28 protein-coding genes are annotated in these 26,681 nt (G+C 63.6%); 12 read left to right on the top strand and 16 right to left on the bottom strand.

Annotation, left to right across the window (positions count from 1 at the left end; all coding sequences use genetic code 11):
* Nucleotides 1–73: 73 nt before the first annotated feature.
* The gene (locus tag KF827_RS08365; RefSeq protein WP_291003307.1) at nt 74–2,116 is read right to left on the bottom strand and encodes a PAS domain S-box protein; all 2,043 of its coding nucleotides are present in this window, start codon (nt 2,114–2,116) and stop codon (nt 74–76) included.
* Nucleotides 2,117–2,279: 163 nt separating this feature from the next.
* On the opposite strand from KF827_RS08365, the gene KF827_RS08360 reads away from it, so the two are divergent.
* A complete protein-coding gene (locus tag KF827_RS08360; RefSeq protein ID WP_291003305.1) occupies nt 2,280–3,638 on the top strand; it encodes an MFS transporter in 1,359 nt (452 codons plus the stop codon).
* On the opposite strand, the gene KF827_RS08355 is transcribed toward KF827_RS08360, so the two are convergent.
* Complete coding sequence (locus KF827_RS08355) at nt 3,589–4,860, bottom strand: cyclopropane-fatty-acyl-phospholipid synthase family protein (protein WP_291003302.1); 1,272 nt, start codon at nt 4,858–4,860, stop codon at nt 3,589–3,591. The two genes, KF827_RS08360 and KF827_RS08355, sit on opposite strands and share 50 nt — an antisense overlap.
* A 138-nt stretch (nt 4,861–4,998) precedes the next feature.
* Between KF827_RS08355 and KF827_RS08350 the strand changes: the two genes are divergently transcribed.
* Nucleotides 4,999–5,721: a hypothetical protein gene (locus KF827_RS08350; RefSeq protein ID WP_291003299.1), complete on the top strand. Its 723-nt coding sequence runs from the start codon at nt 4,999–5,001 to the stop codon at nt 5,719–5,721.
* Nucleotides 5,722–5,772: 51 nt separating this feature from the next.
* Nucleotides 5,773–6,558 carry an SDR family oxidoreductase gene (locus tag KF827_RS08345; protein WP_291003296.1) on the top strand — a complete coding sequence of 262 codons (786 nt, stop codon included), beginning with the start codon at nt 5,773–5,775 and terminating at the stop codon, nt 6,556–6,558.
* Nucleotides 6,559–6,586: 28 nt separating this feature from the next.
* Here the strand turns inward: KF827_RS08345 and KF827_RS08340 are convergent, their stop codons facing one another.
* Nucleotides 6,587–6,949 (bottom strand): helix-turn-helix domain-containing protein, encoded by a 363-nt coding sequence (locus tag KF827_RS08340; protein ID WP_291003293.1) that lies wholly within the window; start codon nt 6,947–6,949, stop codon nt 6,587–6,589.
* Between the two features lie 71 nt (nt 6,950–7,020).
* On the opposite strand from KF827_RS08340, the gene KF827_RS08335 reads away from it, so the two are divergent.
* Nucleotides 7,021–7,812, top strand: a complete 792-nt coding sequence (locus KF827_RS08335) for an ABC transporter substrate-binding protein (protein ID WP_291003290.1) — start codon at nt 7,021–7,023, stop codon at nt 7,810–7,812.
* Between the two features lie 9 nt (nt 7,813–7,821).
* Here KF827_RS08335 and KF827_RS08330 read toward each other — a convergent pair whose 3' ends face one another.
* The 5 genes from KF827_RS08330 to purH are packed head-to-tail and all read right to left on the bottom strand — an operon-like array spanning nt 7,822 to nt 12,973.
* Nucleotides 7,822–8,415 carry a Smr/MutS family protein gene (locus KF827_RS08330; RefSeq protein ID WP_291003287.1) on the bottom strand — a complete coding sequence of 198 codons (594 nt, stop codon included), beginning with the start codon at nt 8,413–8,415 and terminating at the stop codon, nt 7,822–7,824.
* Nucleotides 8,390–9,103 (bottom strand): LUD domain-containing protein, encoded by a 714-nt coding sequence (locus tag KF827_RS08325; RefSeq protein ID WP_291003284.1) that lies wholly within the window; start codon nt 9,101–9,103, stop codon nt 8,390–8,392. Before KF827_RS08325 ends, KF827_RS08330 begins: the two co-directional genes overlap by 26 nt.
* Entirely contained in the window at nt 9,100–10,542 is a 1,443-nt protein-coding gene (locus tag KF827_RS08320; RefSeq protein ID WP_291003281.1) for a LutB/LldF family L-lactate oxidation iron-sulfur protein, read from the bottom strand. The genes KF827_RS08325 and KF827_RS08320 overlap by 4 nt, the downstream gene beginning before the upstream one ends.
* Nucleotides 10,539–11,342, bottom strand: a complete 804-nt coding sequence (locus KF827_RS08315) for a (Fe-S)-binding protein (RefSeq protein WP_291003277.1) — start codon at nt 11,340–11,342, stop codon at nt 10,539–10,541. The genes KF827_RS08320 and KF827_RS08315 overlap by 4 nt, the downstream gene beginning before the upstream one ends.
* Before the next feature lie 47 nt (nt 11,343–11,389).
* Entirely contained in the window at nt 11,390–12,973 is a 1,584-nt protein-coding gene (gene purH / locus KF827_RS08310; RefSeq protein WP_291003274.1) for a bifunctional phosphoribosylaminoimidazolecarboxamide formyltransferase/IMP cyclohydrolase, read from the bottom strand.
* Between the two features lie 190 nt (nt 12,974–13,163).
* Here purH and KF827_RS08305 point away from each other — a divergent pair, with 190 nt between their 5' ends.
* Nucleotides 13,164–14,117, top strand: coding sequence for an acetyl-CoA carboxylase carboxyltransferase subunit alpha (locus KF827_RS08305; RefSeq protein ID WP_291003270.1), 954 nt, complete (start codon nt 13,164–13,166; stop codon nt 14,115–14,117).
* A 78-nt stretch (nt 14,118–14,195) separates the two neighbouring features.
* Here the strand turns inward: KF827_RS08305 and KF827_RS08300 are convergent, their stop codons facing one another.
* Complete coding sequence (locus tag KF827_RS08300; protein WP_291003267.1) at nt 14,196–14,996, bottom strand: hypothetical protein; 801 nt, start codon at nt 14,994–14,996, stop codon at nt 14,196–14,198.
* A 239-nt stretch (nt 14,997–15,235) separates the two neighbouring features.
* On the opposite strand from KF827_RS08300, the gene KF827_RS08295 reads away from it, so the two are divergent.
* The 3 genes from KF827_RS08295 to KF827_RS08285 all read left to right on the top strand — a co-directional run bounded on the left by KF827_RS08295 (nt 15,236) and on the right by KF827_RS08285 (nt 16,554).
* On the top strand, nt 15,236–15,688 hold the full coding sequence (locus KF827_RS08295) for a thiosulfate oxidation carrier protein SoxY (protein WP_291003264.1): 453 nt from the start codon (nt 15,236–15,238) through the stop codon (nt 15,686–15,688).
* Between the two features lie 9 nt (nt 15,689–15,697).
* A complete protein-coding gene (soxZ, locus tag KF827_RS08290; RefSeq protein ID WP_291003261.1) occupies nt 15,698–16,027 on the top strand; it encodes a thiosulfate oxidation carrier complex protein SoxZ in 330 nt (109 codons plus the stop codon).
* 128 nt (nt 16,028–16,155) lie between these two features.
* Nucleotides 16,156–16,554: a cytochrome c family protein gene (locus tag KF827_RS08285; protein ID WP_291003258.1), complete on the top strand. Its 399-nt coding sequence runs from the start codon at nt 16,156–16,158 to the stop codon at nt 16,552–16,554.
* Between the two features lie 228 nt (nt 16,555–16,782).
* Here the strand turns inward: KF827_RS08285 and KF827_RS08280 are convergent, their stop codons facing one another.
* Nucleotides 16,783–17,496, bottom strand: a complete 714-nt coding sequence (locus KF827_RS08280; protein ID WP_291003256.1) for a DUF2470 domain-containing protein — start codon at nt 17,494–17,496, stop codon at nt 16,783–16,785.
* A gap of 142 nt (nt 17,497–17,638) precedes the next feature.
* Here KF827_RS08280 and KF827_RS08275 point away from each other — a divergent pair, with 142 nt between their 5' ends.
* The gene (locus KF827_RS08275; protein WP_291003254.1) at nt 17,639–18,379 is read left to right on the top strand and encodes a hypothetical protein; all 741 of its coding nucleotides are present in this window, start codon (nt 17,639–17,641) and stop codon (nt 18,377–18,379) included.
* A 27-nt stretch (nt 18,380–18,406) separates the two neighbouring features.
* On the opposite strand, the gene KF827_RS08270 is transcribed toward KF827_RS08275, so the two are convergent.
* The 4 genes from KF827_RS08270 to KF827_RS08255 form a co-directional block, all read right to left on the bottom strand.
* Nucleotides 18,407–19,378: a quinone oxidoreductase gene (locus tag KF827_RS08270; protein ID WP_291003251.1), complete on the bottom strand. Its 972-nt coding sequence runs from the start codon at nt 19,376–19,378 to the stop codon at nt 18,407–18,409.
* Between the two features lie 24 nt (nt 19,379–19,402).
* Nucleotides 19,403–20,101 carry a dienelactone hydrolase family protein gene (locus tag KF827_RS08265; protein ID WP_291003248.1) on the bottom strand — a complete coding sequence of 233 codons (699 nt, stop codon included), beginning with the start codon at nt 20,099–20,101 and terminating at the stop codon, nt 19,403–19,405.
* 66 nt (nt 20,102–20,167) lie between these two features.
* Entirely contained in the window at nt 20,168–21,310 is a 1,143-nt protein-coding gene (locus KF827_RS08260) for a CoA transferase (RefSeq protein ID WP_291003246.1), read from the bottom strand.
* A 2-nt stretch (nt 21,311–21,312) separates the two neighbouring features.
* A complete protein-coding gene (locus tag KF827_RS08255) occupies nt 21,313–22,302 on the bottom strand; it encodes a tripartite tricarboxylate transporter substrate binding protein (protein ID WP_291003243.1) in 990 nt (329 codons plus the stop codon).
* 104 nt (nt 22,303–22,406) lie between these two features.
* On the opposite strand from KF827_RS08255, the gene KF827_RS08250 reads away from it, so the two are divergent.
* Nucleotides 22,407–23,333, top strand: coding sequence for a LysR substrate-binding domain-containing protein (locus KF827_RS08250; protein ID WP_291003241.1), 927 nt, complete (start codon nt 22,407–22,409; stop codon nt 23,331–23,333).
* Here KF827_RS08250 and KF827_RS08245 read toward each other — a convergent pair.
* Entirely contained in the window at nt 23,330–23,857 is a 528-nt protein-coding gene (locus KF827_RS08245) for a methylated-DNA--[protein]-cysteine S-methyltransferase (protein WP_291003239.1), read from the bottom strand. The genes KF827_RS08250 and KF827_RS08245 overlap by 4 nt on opposite strands.
* A 162-nt stretch (nt 23,858–24,019) precedes the next feature.
* Here KF827_RS08245 and KF827_RS08240 point away from each other — a divergent pair, with 162 nt between their 5' ends.
* On the top strand, nt 24,020–25,087 hold the full coding sequence (locus tag KF827_RS08240; RefSeq protein WP_291003237.1) for a GTP-binding protein: 1,068 nt from the start codon (nt 24,020–24,022) through the stop codon (nt 25,085–25,087).
* On the top strand, nt 25,080–26,102 hold the full coding sequence (locus KF827_RS08235; RefSeq protein ID WP_291003235.1) for a WD40 repeat domain-containing protein: 1,023 nt from the start codon (nt 25,080–25,082) through the stop codon (nt 26,100–26,102). The genes KF827_RS08240 and KF827_RS08235 overlap by 8 nt, the downstream gene beginning before the upstream one ends.
* Here the strand turns inward: KF827_RS08235 and KF827_RS08230 are convergent.
* Nucleotides 26,099–26,617 carry a DinB family protein gene (locus KF827_RS08230; protein ID WP_291003232.1) on the bottom strand — a complete coding sequence of 173 codons (519 nt, stop codon included), beginning with the start codon at nt 26,615–26,617 and terminating at the stop codon, nt 26,099–26,101. The genes KF827_RS08235 and KF827_RS08230 overlap by 4 nt on opposite strands.
* Between the last annotated feature and the right edge of the window lie 64 nt (nt 26,618–26,681).

Here is a 26,681-nt window from a genome sequence, read left to right as displayed (position 1 = left end):
AGTAAATCATTTGTATGCCGATAAAGGCAAGCTTTGCCGTGGCGTGCCGGCGATTCATTCGCAGGGCAGGGCTTCAGCCGCGCCGCAGGGCCGCCAGGGCATTCAGCACGGCTTGGCGGTTGAAGGGTTTTTCCAGCACCGGCCGATCTTCGCCGTTGCCGGCCTGACCGGTCAGATTCAGCGTATCGCCGCTCACGAAAATCAGCCGCTGCGCAAGCTCTGGTCGTTCCGCCTGCAAACGCAGCAGAAGTCCGCGGCCATCCAGCACTGGCATGCGCATATCGCTTAAAATGGCGGCATACTCGGTGGTGGCAATGCGTTCCAGCGCCTCGGCGCCGTGGCGCGCCAGGTCCACCCCATAGCCGGCTTGATTGAGGATTTCGCGCAGCAATTCCGCCACTTCGGGATCGTCGTCCACGACCAGCAGTCTGGCCCCAGCCGGCAAGGCTGCGAAGGCAGCCGATTCCGGTGCGGCGATTGGTTCCGGCGCTGCTTCATCGGCATGTTCCGGCAGTGGCAGCCGCAGGGTGAAGCAGGCGCCGCCGCCCTGATTGTCTTCCACCGTCAGACTGCCGCCATGGGCTTCCACGATACCCAGCGATACCGACAGGCCGATGCCGGTGCCGCTGCCTTCCGGCTTGGTGGTGAAGAATGGCTCGAAAATCCGCCGCCGCAATTCCGGCTTCACGCCCGGGCCGTTATCGGCCACTACGATCTCGGCCCAGCGGCGATCCAGGCTCAGCATGGTCTGCACGCTCAGGCGGCGCGGTTCCGGTCGTTCCAGCAGGGCCTGCTGCGCATTCACCAGCAGATTGCTCAGCACCTGGCCCAATTGATCGGCATCGCCGCGTAAGGCCGGCAATGGGTCGAGCTGCGCGCGCTGCAGGCTGATGCCGGCACTGCGCAGGCCGTAATCCAGCAGGCTTAGCGCTTCATCCAGCAGCGTTTCCACATATACCGGCTTGGCGGTTTCGCTGGCGGCCTCCGGTCGGCGCTGGCGGGCGAGTGCCAGAAAGCCGCGCACGATGCGGCCGCAGCGTTCGGCTGCCTGGGCAATGCGGTTGGCGCGTTCGGCCAGGCCTGCCGATGCTTGCGATGCAGCATGCGTGGTCGCGGTATTCTGGCCAGTATTTTGACCAGTCTTCTGGCTGGCATTATGTACCGCGTCGCGCAGCAACTGCGCCTGCCCCAGCACGATGGCAAGCGGATTGTTCAATTCATGCGCCACGCTTGCCAGGAGCGAGCCTTGCGCAGAGAGTTTTTCGCTCTGATACAGCGCCTCGCGCTGGCGGGCGATTTCGGCTTCCGAACGTTTGCGTTCGGTGATGTCGCCCAGCGAGCCGGCGATACGCAGCGCGCGGCCCAGATCGTCGCGTTCGATGGCGGCGGTGGCGCGCAGCCAGCGTTCGCTGCCATCGGGGCGCAGGATGCGGAATTCCAGCATGGTGATGTCGCTGTCGCCCTGCAGCATGGCGCGGATGGCATTGCGCACGATCTCCTTGTCGTCGTCATGCACAAAAGCCTGCCAGGCATTCAGGTTCGGCCCCAGATCGCGTTTGCTGCGTCCGGCAATGCGCTCCAGCCGCTCGGAATAATAGGTGCTGTTGCTTTCCAGATCCCATTCGAAGATGCCGTCTTCCGAACCGCGCACAGCCAGGCTGTAACGTGCCTCGCTACGCCGCAGCGCGGCCTCGGCGGTCTTGCGGTCGGTGATATCGCGCAGATAGGCGGTCAAGAACCGCACGCCGCCGCGCTCGATCTCGGTTACGGTCAGTTCCACCGGAAAGCGGCGGCCATCGGCATGCAGGGCCTCGGTCTCGATGCGGCGGCCCAGCAGGCGCGGCGGCTCGCCGGCCATATGGCGCTTGATACCTTCATCATGGGCGGCGCGCAGATGCTGCGGTACCAACAACTCGCCCACGCCGCGCCCCAGCGCGGCATCGCGGGCCAGGCCGAACATACGCTCGGCGGCCGGGTTGAATTCCAGCACCTTGCCGCGCAGATCGGCCACGATCACGGCATCCAACGCCGCCGCCAGCAAGGGGCGGGCCCGCTTGATCTCATGGGCCAGGGCATCGTGACCCTGCGGATCGGTATCGGCGGTATTTGCGGTCATATGTATAAGAATATCGTTGGTATTCCATCATAGGCTGCCATGCGGCTGTAACAAGAGATGGTTACAGGAAAACCGCGTTGGCTGTAGAGTAAGCTTCATGGCAGGGGGAGACGGCATGGCAGCGGGTGGGTCGGAAACAGGGCAGGCGGATCGGAATCCCGCTATGCCCAAGATGGCGCCCTGGCGCGCCCGGTTTTCCTGGGCCTTGTTCGATTGGGCCAACCAACCCTATTTCACTGTCATAACCACCTTTATTTTCGCACCTTATTTCACCTCGGTGGTGGTGGGCGATCCGGTGCAGGGCCAGGCGCTGTGGGGCTATACCACGGCCTTTGCCGCCACCATCGTGGCGCTGGGGGCGCCGCTTCTGGGTGCCATCGCCGATATCGGCGGCCGGCGCAAACCATGGCTGCTGCTGTTTCAGATCGTGTTGGCCGGCGGCTGCATGCTGCTCTGGCTGGCCCGGCCCGACACGCCGCAAACCCTGCCGCTGGTGCTGCTGGGCCTGGTGCTGGCCAATATCGCGGCGGAATATTCCATCCTGTTCAACAATTCGCTGCTGCCCGGCCTGGTGCCGCAAAACCGCATGGGCCGGCTATCCGGCTTCGGCTGGGGCATGGGCTATATCGGCGGCCTGATCGCGCTGTTCGCCATCCTGATCGTTTCGCGTCCGGAATTGCTGGGCATCACACCGCCGGAAGGCGAGGCGCTGTTCGGGCTGGACCGCACAACCCACGAGGCCGAGCGCATCATCGGCCCCGTAGCCGCGCTGTGGCTGCTGCTATTCGTCACGCCGATGTTTCTATTCACGCCGGATCGTCCGGGCACCGGCAAGAGCACGCTGCAGGCGGCGCGCGAGGGCTTTCGCCAGGTGGTGCATACCGTGCGCCAGTTGCGCCAGCACGGCAACACGCTGCGGTTTCTGATCGCCTACATGCTGTATTACGATGGCCTCAACGCAGTGATCGGTTTCGGCGGCATCTATGCGGCCGGGGTGTTCGGCTGGGGCACCACCGAACTCGGTATTTTCGGCATCGCGCTGAATGTGGTGGCGATACCTTCGGTGATGGCGGCCGGTTGGCTGGACGACAGGCTGGGTTCCAAGCGCACCGTGCAACTCGCCATCATATTGGTGGGGCTGGGTACCCTGGGCATCGCCTCGATCACTGCCGACAGCGTGCTGTTCGGCCTCGCCATCACACCTAAGGCAGCGGGTGCTGCAGCCTTCTCCTCCGCCGGCGAGCAGGTGTTTTTCGTCTGCGCCGTATTGCTCGGGCTGGGCATGGGGCCGATGCAATCGGCCAGCCGCACCATGGTGGCGCGCCTGGCGCCCGCCGGCATGGTCACGGAATTCTATGGCATATTCTCGCTGTCGGGCCGTGCCACCAGTTTCCTGGCGCCGGCAATGATCGGCCTTGCCACCACGTTGTTTCAGGTGCAGCGCATAGCCACGCTGGTGGTGCTGGTATTCCTTACCCTGGGCTTCTGGCTGCTCTGGCAGGTGCGTGAACCCCGGGAGTGAACGCCCCCGGCTTCAGCGACATGCCGCGTTCGTCATCCAGCATGTAATCGCGGGTGACCGGCAGCACATCCACATCCGGCGCCAGCTGAATCTGGAACACCATGTGGCCCATATGGCGGAAGGTGATTTCCGAGGCGGCCAGATAGAATTCCCACATCCGGCAGAAGCGTTCATCATACAACGCCTTGGCGGCATCCCAGCGCGCCATGAAACGCTGGCGCCAATGGCGCAGGGTTTCGGCGTAATGCAGGCGCAGGATTTCGATATCGGTGGTCCACAGGCCGCTACGCTCGATGGCGGGCAGCACCTCGCTCAAGGCCGGGCTGTAGCCGCCGGGAAAGATGTAGCGCCGGATAAAGCCGGCCGTAGAGCCCGGCCCATCGGCGCGGCCGATGGCATGCAGCAATGCCACGCCATCGGGTTTCAGCAGCCGGCGCAGCGTATCGAAATACGCCGGGTAATGCGGTGTGCCCACATGCTCGAACATGCCCACCGAAACGATGCGGTCGAACTGCCCGTCCAGCGTGCGGTAGTCGCGGATCTCGAATTTCACCCGGTCGGCCAGGCCGCGTTCCTGCGCACGCCGGGTCGCCACCGCATGCTGTTCCACCGACAGCGTAATGCCCAGCACATCCACGCCATGGTTTTCCGCCAGATGCAGCGCCATGCCGCCCCAGCCCGAACCGATATCCAGCACGCGCAAGCCCGGCCGCAGCCGCAGCTTGGCGGCGATATGGCGTTTCTTGGCCAGTTGCGCCTGTTCCAGCGTGGCATCTGGCGTTTCGAAATAGGTGCAGGAATATTGTTTGTCGGTATCCAGGAACAGGTCGTATAGCCGGCCATCCAGATCGTAATGGTGGCGCACATGGGCCGAGGCGGCACCCATGGGATTCCATTGCTGCCATTTGCGCAGCAGCCAATCGCGCCAGCGCGCCAGCATTTCCGAGGTGATGCTGCCCTTCATGCCGAGATTGCGGGCCGCCAGTTCCAGAAAATCGTAAATCGTGCCCTGCTCGATCCGCAGATGGCCGTCCATATAGGCTTCGCCCAGGGCCATACGGGGGTCGATGGCGATCCGCAGCGGGGTCAGGCGGTCGGTGATGCGGATCGTAACCCCGGGGCCCTCGGCGGGGTCGCCAAAATCATGGCGGCGGCCGGTCGGGTCGTAATAGGTGAGCGAGCCCTTTTTTATCAATGTGCGAAGCAAAGCTACCAGCAGCATGTCGCCCTCTTCTCAGGCTTTCCAGCCGCGAGCCGACAGGCGGCCAACACGGCTGCAAAATTGAAAACGGGGTAATGGCGTAGTCTTGACCTATTATAAGGGGCGGTTAGCCTGTAACGGCAAGGGGGGTATGAATCGATGCTCAAAGCCACCATGGGGTGTGTTGCCGCCGGGCTTCTGCTGTTCGGCTGCGTGGGCGCCAATACTGGCGACGAGGCGCGGCTGAACCAGCGGCATTGGCGCGGCGCGGCCGGCTGGGATGCCGCCATGGCGCGCGAGGAAGCGGATTTCCTGCGCCGGCCGGAGGCACGGGCCAGCCGGGATGCGGGCGGTCTGCAGCTGTTGCTGGCAGATGGCCGGCGGGTGACGGTGGCCGAGGACCGCTCTTGCCGGGCAGGCTCGGGCATCCCATCCGCAGCCGATATCCTGCGCGATTGCGTGCGCAAGCATGCCATCGCGCGCTTTGCCGAACGCGGCTATTGGCTGTTGGCCGTGCGGCTGCGCGAAGGCGAGGCCTATGCCTTGGTCAGCGAGCGCGATGGCCGCGAAACCATGCTGATCGGTCCACCCTATTTCAGTCCGGATGGCCGCCATCTCGCCGCCGTCAACAAAAGTCTCCAAGGCGATACGGTCAACGGTATCGAAGTTTGGCGGCTGGACGCATCCGGCCCCGAGCTGGTTTTCTTCCATGAGGAGAAAGACGATGCCGGCTATGATTTCACCGATTGGTTCTCCGCCGATACCGCACGGCTCAGCTATCGCGGCTGCATCGGCAAACCTGATGTTGCCTGCGAGCGCCCGCGCGAGGCGGTGCTGACCGGGCGCGGCGGCAAATGGCGCCTGGTCCCCTGGACACGTTGATCCGGATCGGCGTCTACTCCAAAGCTAGATAACGATTATAGGGAGGGGCACATGGCAGGCGATCTGGCGGGCAAGGTGGCGTTGATCACCGGCGCATCGGCGGGCGTGGGCGCGGCCACGGCAAAGCGCCTGGCGGCGCGCGGTTGCGCCGTGGCGATCAATTTTTCGCGCAGCCATGCCGCCGGTGCTGCGGTGGCGGCCGCCTGCGAAAAACTCGGCGCGCGCAGCCTGCTGGTGCCGGGCGATGTGGCAAAGGATGCCGATTGCCGGCGCGTGGTGGCGGAAACCGTCGCTGCCTTCGGCCGGCTGGATTATCTGGTCAACAATGCCGGTACCACCAAATTCGTCAGCCATCGTAATCTCGACGGCCTGACGGCGGAGGATTTCCAGCAGGTTTATGCGGTCAATACCATCGGGCCCTATCAGATGACCCGTGCCGCCGAGCCGCATCTGCGCAAGGCGGGCGATGCTGCCATCGTGAATGTGTCTTCGATTGCCGGGGTATATGGCACCGGCTCGTCGATCGCCTATGTGGCATCCAAGGCTGCGCTGAACGGCATCACGCTATCGTTGGCCCGGGTATTGGGGCCGGAAATCCGCATCAATGCGGTTTGCCCCGGTTTCATCGAAGGCGAATGGCTGCGCAATGGCATCGGCGACAAGGCTTATGAGGCAGCCCGCGAGAACTGGCAGCGGGTCACGCCGCTGGGGCGCACCAACCAGCCCGAGGATGTGGCGGCCAGCATCGTGTTTTTCCTGGTCGATGCCGCCAATGTCACCGGCGAAACCCTGCTGATCGATAGCGGCATGCGGCTGGCGCAGCCACGCGGGCGCTAGGATGCGGCTCACGGGTGGGCGTGAGATGTCAGGCGCCGTCCTTCTCCTGCAGGATTTTCAGCAGCCGGGCGATCCGGGCCTCGTCCAGGTCTTTCACCCGCCGGGCCAGTTCATTGGCCAGCAGGGTGGCTTTGGGATGCAGGCCGGCGGTATCGATGGTCACGCGCGGATGCGACAGTTTGGCCAGATCGGCCAGGGCCTCGGCATCGTCCCAGATAATGTTGAAATAGCCGCAGACGCGCTGGATGAACAGCCAGCTCGGCCGGCCGCGATGGCCATGCTCCAGGGCCGAAAGATAGGCCGAGGTAACGCCCAGATCCTCGGCCATCTGGCGCAGCGTAAGGCCGCGCGCCTTGCGCAGGGCACGCATACGGGCACCGAACGGGGTCATGGCCGGTATGATGCGGGTTGTGTTGAAATCGGATTAGGCGACATGGCCGGCCCAGCCTATAATCCCGAACCGTGAGCCTGCAACCATGCTGCCTTTCCGATCTGCGCCGTTTCGGCCTGGGGCTGCTATTGCTGCTGTTTTTGTTGCCGGGCCCGGTTTGCAAACCGGCCAATGCCGCCGAAGTGGTGATCGGCTTTCGCCTGGTGCCGCCCTATGTGATGGAAGCCGAGGATGGCGGATTGCATGGCCTGGAATACGAATTGGTGCGCGAAGTACTGGCGCTTACCGGCCATGGCATGCAGGCGCGCATTCTGCCATTCAGCCGGTTGATAGAGGATTTCCGCCGTGGCCGCCTGCCGGCCTTCGTGCCGGCAAACCCGGTGATGAACCTGTCGGGCGCCTTTTCCGATGTAATGTTGGTCTACAACAACGTGGGCCTGTCGTTGCAGGCCCGCCGGATCATGGCGGATCGGGCGGATAGCCTGCGTGGCCTGCGCATCGTCGCTTTCCAGAATGCCCGCCGCCTGCTGCCGGGATTTCTGGATATCCAGGAACGCAACCCCGATTATCTGGAGGTGGCCGACCAGACCCTGCAGGTCCGCGCCCTGTTTGCCGGGCGCGCCGATCTGATCGTGGGTGAGCGCCGCATCCTGCAGGTATTGATTCGCTCGGTGCAGGACAGCGCGGGCGGCGTGGCGATCCGCGAACATGCATTATTTCCGCCCACCTATTACCGGGCGGTATTCGCGGATGCATCCTTGCGCGACGATTTCAATCAGGCGCTGGAGCGCTTCAAGCGCAGCGGCGAATACGAGCGCCTGTTGGCGCGCTACGACATACCGGTGCAGATAGCCACGCCGTAATACCTTGTGTTATTCGCGCTGGCGCCGCAGCAGCACGAAATAGGCACCGCTGCCGCCCAGGTCGCGTCGCGCCGGGGCAATGCCCAGCACATGGTCCCGCCAGGGGCCACGCTTCAGATAATCCGGCAGCCAATGGCGCAGCACGCCGCGCCGTTCGAAAATCGGCTGCGGATGGTCTGGGCGTTCTCCCTTGCCGGTGATAACCAGCAGACCGCGCTGGCCACGCGCCACAGCCTCGCGCAGCATGCGGTCCATGGCGCGCTCGGCCTCCGCAATCGTCAGGCCATGCAGGTCCAATCGGCGGTCGATGGGCAATTCGCCACGGATCAGCTTCTGCTTCAACCGGGCATCCATCTGCGGCAGCGGTTTTTCCCGATGCGCCGGCAAGGGCATGCGCTTGCCGGCCTCGGCGCGATGATAATCTGCCGGGCCTGGGCGTTCGGGCCGATGGATTTTCGGCAGTGGGCTGAGCGGCCGTGGCGCGATATCGTCTCGCCTCAGCGGCTTCGCGCCGGCGGCCACATGGCGCCAGATTTCGCCATCCGGTTCCGCGCCACCCGGTATCAGCGGCTGCGGCTTAAGGCTGCTGCGCTTGGGCGGCATCTTGCGGCACATCCTCGATCAGCACCACATGCAGGCGGCGCGGCCCATGGGCGCCCAGCACCGGCACGCCTTCGATATCGGCGGTGCGCGAAGGCCCGGTCACCATGTTCACCGTGCGCGGCCAATGATCGGCGCCGCCAACCTGCGCCCGCAGCTTGGCGAAGGCATCTTCCATACTGCCGCTGATCTGGCTGGCGCGCAGCACAACGATATGATTGTCGGGCGTGAAATGCAGCGTGGTGGGATTCTGCGGCCCGGAATGCAGCATCAGCGTGCCGGTTTCGGCGATGCCGGCGAAGGCCGGAGTCAGGCTTACCAGATCGGTGGCGCGGCCCGGGCCTTCGCTGAGTTGCAGCAGGGGGCGCTTCTGCCAGGGCAGGGCGCGCAATTCATCATGCGGCGCCATGCGGATTTCGGTGGGCAGGTTATGCAGCACCAGATAATCCGCCACCGCATCGGGCACGGCGGCCGTGCTGGCCACGCGTTGCACGGTTACGGTCAGCGCGGTGATCTTTTCGATGAACAGCTTCACCTGTTGCGGATGTGGCAATTGCGCCCGCTGCGGCACCAGATTGCGGGCCATCGCCGATAGCCGGGCATTCACCGCAGCCTGCGCCTTGGCGTCTTCCGGCCCGCGGCCCAAGCCGCGCCGCAGGCTGTTGAAAATGCGTTCGCGGGAATTGCTCATCGCCTTCTCCCGCTTTTCCATTGCGCCATGAAGCTGCCGCCCGGTTGCGGCGCGGGGAAATCGCGCTGCGCGGTCCAGCCATCGGCCAGTGGCAACGAACGCAGCCGGCCCTTGCTGCCGGCCACGGCGCGCAGCGCGGTCATGCCGATGCGCGTTGCCAGGCGATACAGCGCGGGTCGTTGCGCCAGCCAGGCCCAGGCCTCGATGCCCCAGCGCTGCATAGGCGGCGTGATGCGCTTGTCATGGGCCTGCTCGCGCCAATGCCGCATGATCTTGGGCAGCGGAATCCGCATCGGGCAGACTTCCTGGCATTTGCCGCAGAAGGTGGAGGCATTGGGCAGATGCTGGGCGGCTTCGAGGCCGATCAGATGCGGATCCAGCGCGGCGCCGATCGGGCCGGGATAGACCCAGCCATAGGCATGGCCGCCCACCGATTGATAGACCGGGCAATTATTCATGCAGGCGCCGCAACGGATGCAGCGCATCAACTCCTGCAACTCGCCGCCCAGCATTTCGCTGCGGCCGTTATCCAGCAGCACGATATGCATCTCTTCCGGGCCATCGGCATCGTCCGGCCGTTTCGGGCCGCAAGACACCGTGGTGTAAACGCTCATCTCCTGCCCGGTGGCGGAGCGCGCCAGCACCCGCAGGATGGTGGATACATCCTCCAGCGTGGGGATCACCTTCTCGATGCTGGTCACCACGATATGCATCTTCGGCAGGCTTTGCGTGAGATCGCCGTTGCCTTCGTTGGTCACGATCATGGTGGCGCCGTTTTCGGCCACCAGGAAATTCGCGCCGGTGATGCCCACATCGGCCTGGAAATAGCGTTCGCGCAACACCGCGCGTGCCTCGCTCACCAGGGTTTGCGGCTCGGTGGAACGCGGCCCCGGCTTTATGCCATTGGGCGCGTAATCGGGGTGATGTTCCTCGAACAATTCCGCCACTTGTTCGCGGGTCTTGTGCAGGGCGGGGCCGATGATGTGGCTCGGCGGTTCATGGGCCAGCTGGATGATGTATTCGCCCAGATCGGTTTCCACCGGCTGGATGCTGTGCTGTTCCAGAAAGGCGTTGAGGCCGATCTCTTCCGTCACCATCGACTTGCCCTTGGTGACGGTGCGGGCATTGCGGCTGCGGCATAGTGCCAGCACGGTCTCGCGCGCCTCGCGCGGCGTGCGGCACCAATGCACATGGGCGCCGCGCGCGGTGGCGGCCGCCTCGAAGCGCTCCAGGTAGATATCCATATGCGCCAGCGTATGGTTCTTGATCTTCACGGCTTCGTCGCGCAGGGCTTCGAATTCCGGCAATTCGCTGGCGGATTCCACGCGGCGCCCGGCCATCGGGCCGGCGATGATCGCCATCGCCTTGCGCAGATTGGGATCCGCCAGCGCGGCCTTGGCATTGTCCTTGAAGGCCGGCGATGTGATATGCGCGCTCATCGCGGTTCACTCCCACCCCAGTTTGGCTCTCCAATGCCGGGCTGATCGGTCATCCCGGCCAGCACTTCCGCCACATGGCGCACGGTTACGGCAGCACCTTCGCGTTGCAGCTTGCCGGCCATGTTCATCAGGCAGCCCATATCGCCGGCCAGCAACAGATCGGCGCCGGTTTCCTTGATTGCCTGGGTCTTGCGGCCGGCGATATCGGCCGATACCTCGCCGTATTTCACGCAGAAGGTGCCGCCGAAGCCGCAGCAGGTTTCAGCCGCCGGGCTTTCGATCAATTCCAGGCCGTTCACGCCGGCGAGCAATTGGCGCGGCTGCCGCTTCACGCCCAGTTCGCGCAGGCCCGAGCAACTGTCGTGATACGTCGCCTTGGCCGGCAGCGTGGCCTGGATGGTTTCAAGCTTCAGCACATCCACCAGAAAACTGGTGAGCTCCCATACCCGCGCGGCAAAGGCCTCCGCGCGCGCCTTCATCTCGGGATCTCCGGCGAACAGGGCGGGATAATGATCGCGCAGCATGCCGGCGCAGGAACCCGATGGCGCCACCACGTAATCATAGCCGTCAAACGCTTCGATCACCTGGCGCGCAATGGCGGCGGTGTCCTTGCGGTCGCCGCTGTTATAGGCCGGCTGGCCGCAGCAGACCTGCGCATCCGGCACCTCAAGGCGACAACCGGCCTCTTCCAGCAGTTTCACGCTGGCAAAGCCCACGCTGGGCCGGAACAGATCCACCAGGCAGGTGACGAACAGGCCCACGCGCGGATTATGCGGTGCCTCTTGCGGCGGTGTCAGCATCGGCGTTCTCCCTGGGGCCGGGTCTACGCGTTTTATAGAACAATCCGTCAGTGGCGGAAATGCCGCATGCCGGTGAACACCATGGCCAGGCCGGCTTTGTCGGCGGCATCGATCACTTCCTGGTCGCGGATCGAGCCGCCGGGCTGGATCACGGCTGTGGTGCCGGCTTCCACCAGCACTTCCAAACCATCGGCGAACGGGAAGAAGGCATCCGAGGCCGCCACCGAGCCTTGCGTGAGCCGGCCCTCAAGGCCTGCGGCACGGGCGGCATCCTCCGCTTTGCGCATGGCGATGCGGGCGGAATCCACGCGGCTCATCTGGCCAGCGCCGATGCCCACGGTGGCGCCGTTCTTGGCATAAACGATGGTGTTGGACTTCACATGCTTGCCGACCCGGAAGGCGAACAGCATATCGGCCAGTTCCTGCGTGCTGGGGGCGCGTTTGGTCACCACCTTCAATTCGGCCTCGGTGATGCGGCCGGCATCGCGGGTCTGCACCAGATAGCCGCCGGCCACGCTTTTCACGCTCCAACCGGTCGCCACCGGATCGGCCATGCCGCCGGTCAGCAGCAGGCGCAGATTCTTTTTCTTCTCCAGCAGCGCGATGGCCTCGGCCTCGGCTTCGGGCGCCACGATCACCTCGGTGAAAATCTTGCCGATCTTCTCGGCGGTGGCGGCATCCAGCTTGCGGTTCATCGCCACGATGCCGCCAAACGCGGAAACCGGATCGCAGCGCAAAGCGGCGTCCCAGGCGTCGGACAGGCTGGCGGCCGTGGCCACGCCGCAGGGATTGGCATGCTTGATGATGGCAATCGTCGGCCGGTCGGAGAATTCCGATACCAGCTCGAAAGCCGCATCGGTGTCGTTCAGATTGTTGTAGCTGAGTTCCTTGCCCTGCAATTGCCGTGCGGTGGCCACGCCAGGGCGGCTTTGCCCGGAAACATAGAAGGCCGCGCGCTGATGCGGATTCTCGCCATAGCGCAGAATCTGTTTGCGCTCGGCCGAGAGCAGCAGGGTGGGCGGAAACTCCTCGCCATTCTGGCCGGCGAACCAGGTGGCGATCATCGAATCGTAGCTGCCGGTATGGGCATAGGCCTTGGCGGCCAGCTTGCGGCGCAGCATCAGATCGGTGCCGCCGCCATTGGCCTTCATCGAGTCCAGCACGGCGGCATAATCGTTCACATCCACCACCACGGCCACGAAGCCGTGATTCTTCGCTGCCGAGCGCAGCATGGCCGGACCGCCGATATCGATATTCTCGATGCAGGTGGGGAAATCCGCGCCCTTGGCCACGGTGGCGGCGAAGGGATAGAGGTTAACCACCACCAGGTCGATCGGCGGAATGTTGTGTTGCTGCATGGCCTGGGCATGGCTGGGTTCGTCGCGCAAGGCCAGGATGCCGCCATGGATGGTGGGATGCAGGGTTTTCACCCTTCCATCCATCATTTCGGGAAAGCCGGTATGTTCGGCCACTTCCTTCACTGCCACGCCGGCCTGCTGCAAGGCCTTGAAGGTGCCGCCGGTAGACAGCAGCTCCACGCCCTGGCTGGCGAGGGCGCGGCCGAAATCGACCAGGCCGGTCTTGTCGGAAACGGAGAGCAAAGCGCGGCGGACGGGTACGATATCGGGCATGGACCGGGTGCCTCTGGCGGGTCAGCGGGAAAGCGCAGGCTATAGCATGCCGGCCCCTGGCAGCCCAAGGCTTAACCGCCGCCGACCCGCCGCTATGCCCGGCGGTTGCGGCCAAGCCCGGAAAAGCACGAAATATCATGTGGTTGCCGGCATTTGTGCCGTGGCGCATTCGATGCTATAGGAGGCCGCCATGCGCTCTTATCTGGAATTCGAGAAGCCGCTCGCCGAGCTGGAAGCCAAGATCGCCGAGCTGAAGCAGCTGGCGGCCGATGGCAATGCCGATATGGCCGATGAGCTGACCCGCCTGGAAAACAAGGCGGCTCAGCAGCTGCAATCCACCTATGCCAAGCTCTCCGCCTGGCAGAAAACCCAGGTGGCACGCCACCAGGAACGGCCGCATTTCGCCGAATACGTGGCCGGCCTGATCCAGGATTATACGCCGCTTTGCGGCGACCGCGCTTTTGCCGACGATGCCGCCATCCAGGGCGGCCTGGGCCGTTTCCGTGGTCGCGCCGTGATGGTGATGGGTCATGAGAAAGGCCGGGGCACCGAAGGCCGCGTGAAGCACAATTTCGGCATGGCCAAGCCCGAAGGCTATCGCAAGGCGATCCGCCTGATGCGTCTGGCCGAACGGTTCCGGCTGCCGGTGATCACCCTGGTGGATACGTCTGGCGCCTATCCCGGCGTTGCCGCCGAGGAGCGCGGCCAGGCCGAGGCCATCGCGCGGGCCATCGATTGCTGCCTGGATATCCGCGTGCCGCTGGTTGCCGCCATCGTGGGCGAGGGCGGTTCGGGTGGTGCCGTGGCGCTGGCTGCGGCCAACAAGGTGTTGATGTTCGAGCATGCGGTCTATTCGGTGATCAGCCCGGAAGGCTGCGCGGCCATTCTATGGAATGCCGGCGACAAGGCGCAGGATGCCGCCGAGGCGCTGAAGCTCACCGCCGCCGATCTGCATAAGCTGAAGGTGGTGGACGAGATCGTGCCCGAACCGGTAGGCGGTGCGCATCGTGATCCCAACGGTGCCATCAAAAGCCTGGGCGATGCGCTGGAAATCCAGCTGCGCGGCCTGCAGGGCCAGGAGCCGGGCGCTCTGCGCGAGGCCCGGCGCCGCAAATTCCTCGATATCGGCTCGGTAGGTTTGTAACCGCTATCGCTCGGTAGGTTTGTAACCGCTATCGCTCGGTTGGTCTCTAACCGCTATCGCTCGGTTGGTTTGTAACCGCTATTCATCGTAGCTGTCGCTGCCATCATCCTGCACCGGCCCGAGGGCGGTGAGGGCGGCTTCCGCGCGATTCAGGATGGCCTGCAGCGCCGCCGGATGGCGGGCAGCAGATACTGGCCCCAGTAGGTTTTCCGGCAGCGCGCCTTCCGCATAGCCGATCTCGGCGCGGGCCAGGCTTATCGTGCGGCGCAGGGCGGCGGCCTGGGTCAGCTTGTCGCCCGCAGTCGCAGCGGCCAGCGCCAGATCTTCCGCCAGATCCAGATTGCTTGCCTTGAAAGCCGGATAGCGCATGGCGCCGCGCAGGCGCGATATGGCGGTCTTCGGCTCTTTTGCTGCTATCGCAAAGGCTTCGCCGCGCAGTTTCCATTGCGGCCAGGCCGTGGCGGCAGCGGCAGGCAGGGTCAGTTGCACCGGCAAACCCTGGGGCAGCAGGCGGATCGCCCAGGGCGTGGGATCCACCCGTTTGCCATCGCGATAGACCTCCAGCGTCACATGGCCGGGCAGGCCGGGCCAGAGCGGCGTGGGGTCTGCCGCCACTGCCAGCGGCATGCCGGCCTGCTGTTTCTCGCCTGGCCGCAGATTGGCGCTGGCCCCCACCAGGCGCACCGTGATTGTGCCGTCGGGACCGGTCAGTTCGGCCACCAGGCTGGGCCATACAAGCGATTTACCCTGGGCGGTTAGTTTCCCTTGGGCCCGGATCAGGGTGGCTGGCCGGGTGAAGGCAATCGCTGTGCCGGCCGGAAAGCTCAGATCGATGCCGGTGGGATAGGGTTGCTCGCTGGGCGGCTTGTTGGCGGCCACGGCCGGCCATTTCGGCCAGGACTGCACAGGTCTGGATTGCACTGGCCCGGATTGCGCATAAATGGGCGCAGCGGGCAGAGCCAGAAACGTGAGGAGCAACAACAGGCGAATCATGGCGCCTAGGCTTGCCCATGCCGCCCGGCATGGCAACCCGTTAACACTGTTTGTTGATCCTGTTGCAGGGTCAACGAAGCCGGCCTGTGACTTTTCCCGGGCCGCAACTGCGCTATATTCCAAGCATGCAGCCCCGCTCTGTGAAATATACCCGCCGCAGCGCCTTGCTGGCCGGCTTTGCCGCCATCCTGGCGCCGCGCATGGCCTTTGCCGATGCCGCTGCCGTTTCGGCGGCGCTGAAGCAGCTTTATGCCGACAAGCCGATGGCAGCCGGCCGCATCAAGCTGGATTTGCCGGCGATTGCCGAAAACGGCATGTCGGTTCCCCTGGCGGTCAGCGTGGATAGCCCGATGAGCGAGCAGGATCATGTGAAGACCCTGCATGTTTTCGCCGATGGCAATCCGCTGCCGGTGGTGGCCAGCTATCGTTTCACGCCGGCCTGCGGGCGGGCGGCGATTGCCATCCGCATGCGCCTGGCGCAGAGCCAGACCATCATCTGCGTGGCCGAAATGTCGGATGGTTCGCTGTTCACCGCCAAGGCGGCGGTCAGCGTCACCGTCGGCGGCTGCAGCGTATAGGAGGCGGCGATGACAGCAGCATCCATGCCGCGCGTGCGCGTACCCACTAGTGCCAAGCGCGGCGAGGTGATCGAGATCCGCACCCTGATCACGCATGCCATGGAAAGCGGATTCCGCAAGGACGATGCGGGCCGGCTGGTGCCGCGCAAAATCCTCAGCAAGTTTACCGCCAGCTTCAACGGCGCGGTGATTTTCGAGGCGGATTGGCATCCGGCGGTAGCTGCCAATCCGCAGCAGAGCTTTTATTTCAAGGCGCGCGAGAGCGGCGAATTCCAGTTCACCTGGACCGACGACGATGGTTCCGTCTACGGCACCAAGGCCAAACTCGCCGTTACCTGAGCCGGGTGGGTATTCCCTGCGGCAATCTACCCCTGCGGCAATCCACCCCTGCGGCAATCCACCGCCGCGCCTTTGCCGGGCCGTCTTGCTATCGTCAGGTGCTTTCAAGCAACACCAGGAATACCAGCATGAAAATCCGTTTCGTTGCCGCTTGTGCCAGCCTTGCACTGTTTGCCGTCGCCCTGCCGGGCCTTGCCGCCGCGCAGGATGTCGAAGCCGGGCAGAAATCCTTCAACAAATGCCGTGCCTGCCATCAGATCGGCGAGGGTGCCAAGAATGTCACCGGTCCGCATCTCAATGGGCTGTTCAGCCGCAAGGCCGGCGAAGTGCCGGGCTATGCCTATTCCGCCGCCAACAAGAATTCCGGCATTGCCTGGAGCCCGGAAAGCTTCGCCAATTACATCAAGGATCCCAGAGGCGTGATTCCGAATACCAAGATGGTATTCCCCGGTATCAAGAACGAGACCGAGATCGCCAACCTCACCGCCTTCCTGGCGCAATACACCCCGGATGGCAAAAAGAAGTAATTGACTGGAAATTCAACATTTCCTTTGGCCGCCTGGGCAAAACTATCAGGCGGCCAATTTTTTTTGAGAATCTTTCTCGATTGCACTTGTGTTTGAAAATCATTCTCAATAAGATCGGAGCCAGCACAGAGAAACGTCGTCACACTGCTGGTTGCGACGACGGGGTCCGGGGCGGTGTTGTGGGGCGACACCGCCCCGGCATTTTTTTGGCCCGGCTTTTTTTTGAGCCTAACTCCCCTGCCGGGCACGCTTTACCAGGCGCACCAGTTCCACCCGCGCGCCTTCCGCATCCCAGACCGTCTTATCGAAGGGCAGGCGGGCAAGCTGGCCCTCAGGGTGAATCAGATCCGCGCCTTCCGGGTCGATGCCGCAAAGCTGCCAGCCTTCGCCATCACGGCCCAGCAGCTTGCTGGCATACAATGCCACGGCATCGGCATGGTCGCTGTTCATATGCGCGATGATGCTGGCTTCCGCCTCGGCCAGCGCCTGCATGTCGCCCGCCAGCCGGTAATCCTCGCACCAATGGATGCGGCCGAAGCCGGCCACGATATGGGCACGCTCGATTGCCAGCGTGTAGAAAGCGAAATCCTTGAAATCGGCATACATCGCAGCACCCGGATGCCGGGCCAGGAAGCGTTCGCGATGGCGCGGCTCATCCGTGCGCACCGCGCGGCCGAGCAGGGTGGCGCGCGGCCCGGTCAGTGGTTCGGCATAACCCGCCGTGCCGTCGCAAAGTAGCGACACGCGCGGATCGGCCAGCAGGTTTTTCGTATGCTCGGCCAATTGCGAGATCAGCAGCAACGGCGTGGCATCCAGATCGAAGGCCGCCAGCACCAGCGAAGCATAAGGCGAGCCGGCCATATTGGTCGCCAGCGTTGCCGTGCGGCAGGCACGGGCCACAGCGCGGCATTGTTGGGCGGCATCGATACTGGCGGTGGACATGGCGGGCGCTTTCTCCAACGATCAAATGATTGGACAAGCATAGGTCAGGCAAGGCGGCAACCAAAAGGGATTGGAAAATTTCTCGTTTTTAGTGTTATAAATTTCTCATAAGCACTAATAGATATGTGGTTTCGGGGGGCGAATGATAAAAAAATTCGGCGTTTTCGGCGCGCTTCTGTTGCTGCCGGCATGCTCGTCGATCACCGAAGGCACCACGCAAACCCTGACCTTTCAGAGCGATCCACCGGGTGGCGAATGCGTTTTGCGCCGCGATGGCATCGTGATCGGCAGGGCCACCACGCCTGGTGCCGTACTGGTGCATAAAACCCGCTCGGGCATCGACCTGAACTGCACCTTGGCGGGCTATGAGGATGTATCCGCCCATATCAAGTCGGATGTCGCCGCTGCGACGTTCGGCAACATCATCCTGGGTGGTGGCGTTGGCCTGATCATCGATATGGCCTCCGGCGCCAACAATAAATACGATCCGGTTACCGTTGTGGCCTTTACGCCAAAAACAGGCAGTGAAGCAGCGGCTATTCGTGCTGATCGTATGCCTTCGGCATCCTCGCCGCCCAATTGGATTGAGGTCGAGCCCGTTCTGAGACAGCATTTTGAAGCCAATCGTGCGAGCTATGCATCATATTTGGGGGCATATAGCTCTGGTGCAATGCAGTTGGTTGGAGTGAAAAAACAGGACGAACAAAATCAAGAACAATCCGCAAAACTGATTATCTCGGCACGCCTTGATGTCGATGGTACGGCAGCGCCCCATCCGACAGGAGTTACGCAAGCAATGACGCAATCGCGCTTGTTCCAATATACGTTGCAGCGTGAGAATGGTCGCGTGCGCGTCGTTGATTGGAAGATGGTTGCGGGCTGAGCATCAGCCCACAACCATTTTGCGTGACTAAGGAATCAACACCGTCGAGCCGGTGGTCTTGCGGGCTTCCAGATCGATATGCGCCTGCACGGCATCCTTCAGCGCGTAGGTCTGGTTGATCTCGATCTTCACAATGCCCTTGGCCACTACGTCGAATAGGGCGGCGGCGGAAGCCTCCAGCCAGTCGCGGCGGCCGATATAGGTCATCAAGGTCGGGCGGGTGAAGAACAGGCTGCCCTTGGCGCTGAGCAGTTGGCCTTCCACCGCCGGGATCGGACCCGACGAATTACCGAAGCTGACCATCATGCCTAACGGCTGCAGGCAATCCAGCGAGGCCGGCCAGGTATCCTTGCCCACCGAATCGTAAACCACCGGCACGCCCTTGCCGCCGGTGATCTGCTTCACGCGTTCGACGAAATTCTCCCGGCTGTAATTGATCACATGGTCGCAGCCATGCGCCTTGGCCAGCGCCGCCTTTTCATCGCTGCCCACCGTGCCGATCACCGTGGCGCCCAGATGCTTGGCCCATTGGCAGGCGATCAACCCCACGCCGCCGGCTGCGGCATGGAACAGGATCGTATCGCCGGGCTTCACCTTGTAGGTGCGGTTCAGCAGATATTCGGCGGTCATGCCTTTCAGCATGATGGCGGCGGCCACCTTGTCGCTCACGCCCGCCGGCAGCTTCACCAGCTTATCTGCCGGTGCCAGCCTTTCCTCGGCATAGGCGCCGAGGATCGAGCTATAGGCTACATGGTCGCCGGGCTTTAAGTCGCCCACGCCTTCGCCCACGGCGATCACTTCGCCGGCGCCTTCCATGCCGATCGGGCTGGGCAGCGGCATCGGATAGAGGCCGGTGCGGTGATAGGTGTCGAGATAGTTCAGCCCCACGGCGGTGGCCTTCAGCTTCACCTGGCCGGGGCCGGGCAAGCCGACCTCGACATCTTCCCATTGCATCACTTCGGGGCCGCCGGTGCGGTGGAAACGGAATGCCTTTGCCATGATGTCTGCTCCTGTGCGGCTGCCTCAGCCGAGATGCTTCTTGAAGAAGTCGCGGGTGCGGCCATTGGCCAGATCGGCGGCTTCCTTGTTGTAATGTTCGCCACCGATGCGGGCGAAAGCATGGTCCTGGCCCACATAATCCTCGCGGGTGACCAGCGCATGGCCCTTCAGGCCGGCTGCGATCTGTGCCTGCGCCTCCTTGGGCACGAATTTGTCTTCGGTGGCGCAATGCAGCAGCAGCGGCTTTTTGATAGTGGCGGCTTCATCCAGATGGTTTTGCAGATACACACCGTAGAAGCCCACACTGGCATCCACATCGCTGCGGGTGGCCATCAGATAGGCCAGGCGGCCGCCCAGGCAATAGCCCACGCTGCCGGCCTTGCCGGTGGCGCCATCCAGCTTGCGCAGCACGGCGAGCGCGGCTTTCAGATCGGTGATGCCCTTGTCGATATCGAACTGGCCGAACAGCTGAAAGGCGCGCTGCAGATCGGGCTCGATGCGGTCGTCCAGCATGATGCCCGGTTCGATGCGCCAGAACAGATCCGGGCAGAGCGCGAAATAACCCTGGCGGGCGAGATCGTCGCAGATGCCGCGCATCACCGTGTTGATGCCGAAGATTTCCTGGATCACCAGCACGCCGGGGCCCTTGCGGCTGGCGGGTTCGGCCAGATAGGCCTGGAAGCTGCCGCCATCGGCGGCGGGAATGCTCAACATGCGCGGCATGGCTTATCCTCCCGTTATGAAAATCGGGAGGCAGCCTATCGAATGCCGCGCGTGGGCCGCAAGCCTTCAGGCCTGGAACACTCCGAAGCCGAGGCCTGGCGACCAGGAACTGGCTTCGCCCTCGCCCAATTGCACGGCGCAGGAGCCCGGCATGGCGCGCAATTCGCTGGCGAATTCGCCCAGCCTGCGCAGCCGCGCCACCGGAACGCCTTGGGCGGCCAGGGTCTCTTCCAATGCGGCGGCCGGATGTTGACGCAAAGCGGCGGCTAAGGCCGCTTTTAGCTTGGCTGGATCGGCCGCCCGCGCGAAGGCAGCCGGCCCATCGGTGACCAGGCCATCGGGAAAGATCGAGCGGTCGGCGGCGATATCGTCCAGCTTCAGCGCGCGCAGCAAGGCCGCCACATGTTTGGGCTTGTTGGCGCCGATGGCGATCCAGCCGTCGCTGGTTTCAAACAGGTCGGCGGCCGGGCTACCGGAATAGCCCTGGTTGCCCACGCGCGGCGGCGTGTTGCCGGTGGTCAATGCGTCGCAGGTGAAGGGATACATCAATTGCAGCGCGGCATTGCTCATGGATACATCCAGCAGCATGCCGCGGCCGCTGCGGTCGCGCTCGCGCAGGCCGGCCAGCATGGCAAACGCCGCCAGCAGGCCGGTGGCGGCGTCGATGGCGGGAAAGCCAACCTTGATCGGCGGATCGCCCTCGTTGCCGGCCATCAGCGCCATGCCGGTGGCGGCCTGCACCACATGATCATAGGCCGGCCGTCCCGCCCAGGGATTGGCGCCAGGATCGCTGCCAGGTCCGCTACCGGCGCGGCCGAAACCGGAAACCGAGCAGTAGATCAGCTTTGGATTGGTAGCCAGCAGGGCGCCGGGCCCGAGGCCATGCTTTTCCAGCGCGCCGGGGCGCAGGTTATCCAGCAGGATGTCGGCCTTGGCCGCCAGCTTCAGCGCTTCCTGCTTTTGCGCGGCATCGTTCAGATCCAGCCGCAGGCTTTGCTTACCGTGATTGAGCGCGGCATAGGCCTGGGCTCCGCGCGGCGTATTGCGCATTACATCGCCCTCGCGGCCTTCCACCTTGATCACCGTGGCGCCGAGCTGCGCCAGATAGAAACTGGCCAGCGGGCCGGCAATCACATGGGAAAAATCCAGCACCTGCACACCCGAAAGCGGTGCGAATGCTTCTGCCCGCTTGCCTTGGAAAGCCGTCATGCCTACTCCGCCTTGATCTTCGCCGATGCCACGATACGGGTGTATTTTTCGGTCTCGCTGCGCATGAAGGCGGTGAAGTCCGCCGGCGATGCGGTCACTGCGGTATCCGCGCCCATGCGGCTGTTCAACGCCACGATCTCCGCTTCCTGTGCTGCGCGCGAGGCCGCCATATACAGGATGCGCACGGCCTCTGCAGGCGTCTTGGCCGGTGCCCACAGGCCGCTCCAGGCTTCCAGCACCAGATCCTCGCTGCCGAATGCTTCCTTCAGCGTGGGCACATCGGGCAATTGTTCCTGGCGTTTGGCGGCCGTGGTGGCCAGCGCCCGCACCTTGCCGGTATTGATTTGCGGAATCGCCGTGGAGGCGATGGGAAAGCCGTATTCGGTGGTGCCGCTCATGATCGAGGGCACGATTTCCACCGAACCCTTGTAGGGCACATGCACCACATCGATGCCGGTATGGGTGGCGAACGCCGCGCCGGAAAGATGCGCGGCCGAGCCGACGCCGCCCGAGGCATAGTTGAACTTGCCGGGCTGCGCCTTGGCGGCGGCGACCAGGTCTTTCACGCTGCGATAGGGCGAGCCTTCCGCCACCACCAGCAGCGACGGGCTGATGCTCAGCCGGGTGATATGCACGAAGCTGGTCAGCGGATCGAATTGCAGGCTGGGCTGGATCAGTTTCTGGGTGATGTGCGTGGAAGAGCCCAGCACGATGGTATAGCCATCCGGATCGGCATTGGCCGCCACCTGGCCGGCCAGCATGCCGCCGGCGCCCACGCGGTTATCCACCACCACGCGCTGGCCCAGATGTTCGCTCATGCGCTCGGCCATGGCGCGGGTCAGCAGATCGGGGCCGCCACCCGGTGCATAGGGCAGGATCAGCTTCACCGGCTTGCTGGGGAAATGCGCTTGCGCCTTTGCCGCCGATGGCAGGCCGGTCAGTGCCGGCAGGGCTGCCGCGCCAAATAGAAAGCCGCGCCGCGAAACACGCATGATGGTTTCCTCCTGGATTTTATCGTTAGGCCCAGGCTATGGGCTTTCCTTTTATCGGTAAATTATCGATTATTGATCTATTCATAACTCTAGGGAATATCGGGATGGACGCGCTCGACCGCCTGCGCATACGCAATCTCAAACTGCTGCTGGCGGTGCAGCGGCTGGGATCGCTCAGCGCGGCGGCTGCCGAGCTCGGCTTCACCCAACCTGCCGCCACGAAGATTCTGCGCGAACTGGAAAGCCTGTTCGGCCATCGCCTGCTGCATCGTATGCCGCGCGGCGTGAAGTTGACCGAGGCCGGCGAGGCCGCCATCGAGCGGCTGAAGCTCGGCCTCACCATGTTGGATCGTGCTTTGCAGGATGCCCGCCAGGGCGGCGGTGCGCCATTGCGGCGCCTGCGCATCGGCGTGTTGCCGCTGGCGGCTGTCGATCCATTGCCGCAGGCGGTGCGGGCTTTGCTGGCGGATGCCATGGATTTCCGGCTGGAGATCGTGGAGCAGACCGTGCCCGTGCTGTTGCAGGCCTTGGAGCGGCGCGAGATCGACGCCTTCATCGGCCGCGTCGATGCGGGTCTGCTGCATGGTACGGATAATGCAGCCTTGCATGCGGTGCGGTTGCGCGAGGAGGGGCTGGGTTTCGCCGTCGCGGCTGATAATCCGCTGGCGCGTCGGCGCAAAGTGCCGTTGGTCGAACTGGTGGCCGCACCCTGGATTCTGGCGCCGCGCGGCAGCTTCACGCGCACGGCGCTGGAGCAGCATTTTTTGCAGCATGGCGTGCCTGCGCCGCAGGCGATGATCGAATCGCTGTCATTCCACACCAATCTGCGCCTGTTGGCCGGCACGGCATTGATCACCGTGGCGCCCAGTTCCGCGGTGAATTATTACGCCGGATTGGGGCTGGTGCGGGCGTTGCGGCCGGATCATCCCATGGCGCTCAGTCCGCTGCTTTTCCTGGCCAAGCCGGAAAACATGGCATTGCCGCATCTGCGCCGCTTTGCCGCTGCCCTGAAGGCAACGGAGCTTGGCTAGGCGACCGGCTGCGGCGCCGAATACGAGAAGAGCGGCAGGTCGAACAGGCTGGGCTGGCGGCGCGGCAATGCGCCGTCGTTTTCCAGCGCCAGCAGGCGGCGCTTGCTGGCAATGCCGCCCAGGCCGGAAAAACCGCCCAGGCTTTTTTCGCCCACCACGCGGTGGCAGGGAATGATGATCGGAATCGGATTGGCGCCGCAGGCGGTGCCCACCGCGCGCGCGATGCTTTTGATGCCCAGCGCCAATTCGCCGTAGGTCATGGTTTCGCCATAGGGTATGGCCTGCATGGCCCGCCACACCTTCTGCTGATGTTCGCTGCCTTGCGGCGCCAGCGGCAGGTCGAACAGCTTCAGCCGGCCATCGAAATAGGCATCTAGCTGCTCGGCGGCGGTTTCCAGCAGCAGCGAGGGGCCTTCGCCGGGCAGGCGGCCCCAATCCAGCGACACGATGGCATCGTCGCGTTCGGTCACGCTGAGCGGCCCAAAGGGCGAAGGAACGACAATACGGCGAATCGGCTGGTCCATTGCGCCGATTCTGGCCTCGAATCGGCAAAAAAGCCAGCGATTATCGGCTTTTCCATCCGGAAGCCGGTTCGCCGGAGGCAGTTGCGCCCTTTTCCCTGCCGGCCTGGCGGCCTATATACAGCCTCGATTTTCTCGGCGCGATTTTCCTGGAAGGCCCGCATCATGTCCGCTCCCGTGCCCGTTACCGTGCTCACCGGCTATCTCGGCGCCGGCAAGACCACGTTGCTCAACCGCATCCTTACCGAGCAGCATGGCAAGCGTTACGCCGTGATCGTGAACGAGTTCGGCGAGATCGGCATCGACAACGATCTGGTGGTGGATGCCGACGAAGAAGTGTTCGAGATGAATAACGGCTGCATCTGCTGCACCGTGCGCGGCGACCTGATCCGCATCATCGAGGGTCTGTGGAAGCGCAAGGGCAAGTTCGATGCCATCCTGGTGGAAACCACCGGCCTGGCCGATCCCGGCCCGGTGGCGCAGACATTTTTCGTCGATGACGACGTTTCGCGCCGGGCACGTCTGGATTCCATCGTCACCGTGGTGGATGCCCGCCATCTGCCGCTGCGGCTGGCCGATAGCCGCGAGGCTGAAGAGCAGATCGCGTTCGCCGATATCATCATCCTTAACAAGACCGATCTGGTATCGCCGGCGGAACTGGCCGATATCGAGCGTCGCATCCGCGCCATCAATCCGCTGGCGCCGATTCATCGCACCAGCCGTTGTGCCTTGCCGCTGGATAAGGTGTTGGATCGCGGCGGCTTCGATCTCGAGCGCATCCTCAGCCTGGAGCCGGATTTCCTGAAGCGCGACCTGGGTGAGGATCATCTGCCGCATGATCATCATCACGACCATGATCACGGGCATCACGACCATGACCATGGCCATGATCACGGGCATGATCATCACCATCATCATCACGACCACGAGCATGACAGTACGGTGGCCAGCGTTTCGCTGAGCAGCCTGAAGCCGCTGGATTCGAATAAATTCGATGCCTGGCTGTCCAAGCTGCTGGCCGAACAGGGGCCGGATATCCTGCGCGCCAAGGGCATTCTGGCCTTTGCCGATGATGAGCAGCGTTTCGTGTTCCAGGCCGTGCATATGATCCGCGAGGGGGATTTCCAGCGGCCCTGGAAAGATAATGAACCGCGCATCAGCCGCGCCGTGTTCATCGGCCGCAAGCTGGATCGCGATGCCTTGCAGAAGGGTTTCGAGGCCTGCTGTGCCTGAGGCCGCAACGAGTGGGCCGGGCTTTCGCGGCTTTTTCTGGCAGTTCGATGCGCCGGTAACGGCCATTGCCTGGGCCGTCCCCGATGTCGCGGCATTTGGTTTGGGCGATGGCAGCCTGGCCTTGCGCGATCTTGCCGCGCCCGACCGGCCGGCCGAGCGTTTCCCCGCGCATGCGGATGCTTTGCTCTGCCTGGGTGTGTTGAAAGACGGCGGCCTGGTTTCCGGCGGCGCCGATGGCCGGTTGATGCTGTGCCGCCGCGATGCCGAACCGAAATTGCTGGCGGAGGCGCCGCGCAAATGGATCGAGCATCTGGCGATTTCGGCGGATGCGGATTTGATTGCCTATGCCGTCGGCAAGGAAGCCGTGCTGCTGCAGCCCGATGGCACGCGCCTGGCCATGCTGGCCGATCATCCCAGCACGCTTAGCGGCCTGGCCTTCAATGCGCGCGGCAAACGGCTGGCCACGGCGCATTACAACGGTGTGTCGTTGTGGTGGGTGAAATCATCCGAGCAGAAACCCAAGCGGCTCAACTGGCGCGGCAGCCATGTTGGCCTGAGCTGGAGTCCCGATAGCCGTTTCATCATGACCGCCACCCAGGAAAACGAATTGCATGGCTGGCGGGTGGAGGATTTCGCTGACATGCGCATGAGCGGCTATCCCTCCAAGCCGCGCGCCATGGCCTGGAGCCATGATAGCAAATGGTTGGCCACGGCGGGTGCCGAAGTGGCGGTTTGCTGGGAATGTGCGGGCAAGGGGCCGATGGGCAGCACGCCGGTGGAGATGAATGCCGGCGCCATGGTCACAGCCGTGGCGTTCCATCCGCGTCATGCCATTTTGGCCAGCGGCCATGCCGATGGCGCTGTGATCCTGGGCCGGTTGGGCGATCAGCGCAGCGTGAAGCTGGAGCAGGTGGGCCATCAGCCCATCGCGGCTTTGGCCTGGAGCCCTGATGGCCGTTTCCTGATGGCCGGCGGCGAAGAGGGCGCTGCGGCGATCCTGGATTTCGAGGTTTAAAGCCCGATTTCGCGCAGGTAATGGATCAGGTCGAGTTCCGGCGGCTCGGCCACGCCGGCTTCCGATAGCATCTGATGCACCTGGCCGCGATGATGCGCCTGATGATTATGCGCATGCATCAGCAGCGGAAATAGCGGGTGATCGAATGTCGCGCCGCTCACATTGGTGTAATGCAGCGTGATATTCAGTTGGGCTTCATCCAGCCCATAGGCAAAGGCGACGATCTCGTCATCCTTCGCCACGCGCGCTTCATGCAACGAGGGCAGATCGGCATACAGAATCTGATTCAGCCGGGTGATATGCCTGGCAGGCTTGCCGGTGAAGCGCGCCCACCACACGGTATCGCCCAGTATGATATGATTCAGCGTGTTGTGGATGCTGCCGAAAAAGCTCGGCCGTTCGGCGTAGTAATCATGCGGCGGCAAGGCCAGGCTGGCCTCGTAGAGCCGGCGATTGGCCCAGGCATTGTAGTCGGCCATGCGGTGGACATGCAGCAACAGCGGCGAGATCGTCATCGGGGGCGTCCTTTTGATTTGCCGACAAGGTTAGCGCCGTTATCGCTTTCCGCCAGTGCTATAT

The sequence above is a fragment of the Ferrovibrio sp. genome, from assembly GCF_019636075.1.
Taxonomy (GTDB): Bacteria; Pseudomonadota; Alphaproteobacteria; order Ferrovibrionales; family Ferrovibrionaceae; genus Ferrovibrio.
Note: the sequence above shows the minus strand (reverse complement) of the source record. Positions and strands in the feature narration are given on the sequence as shown.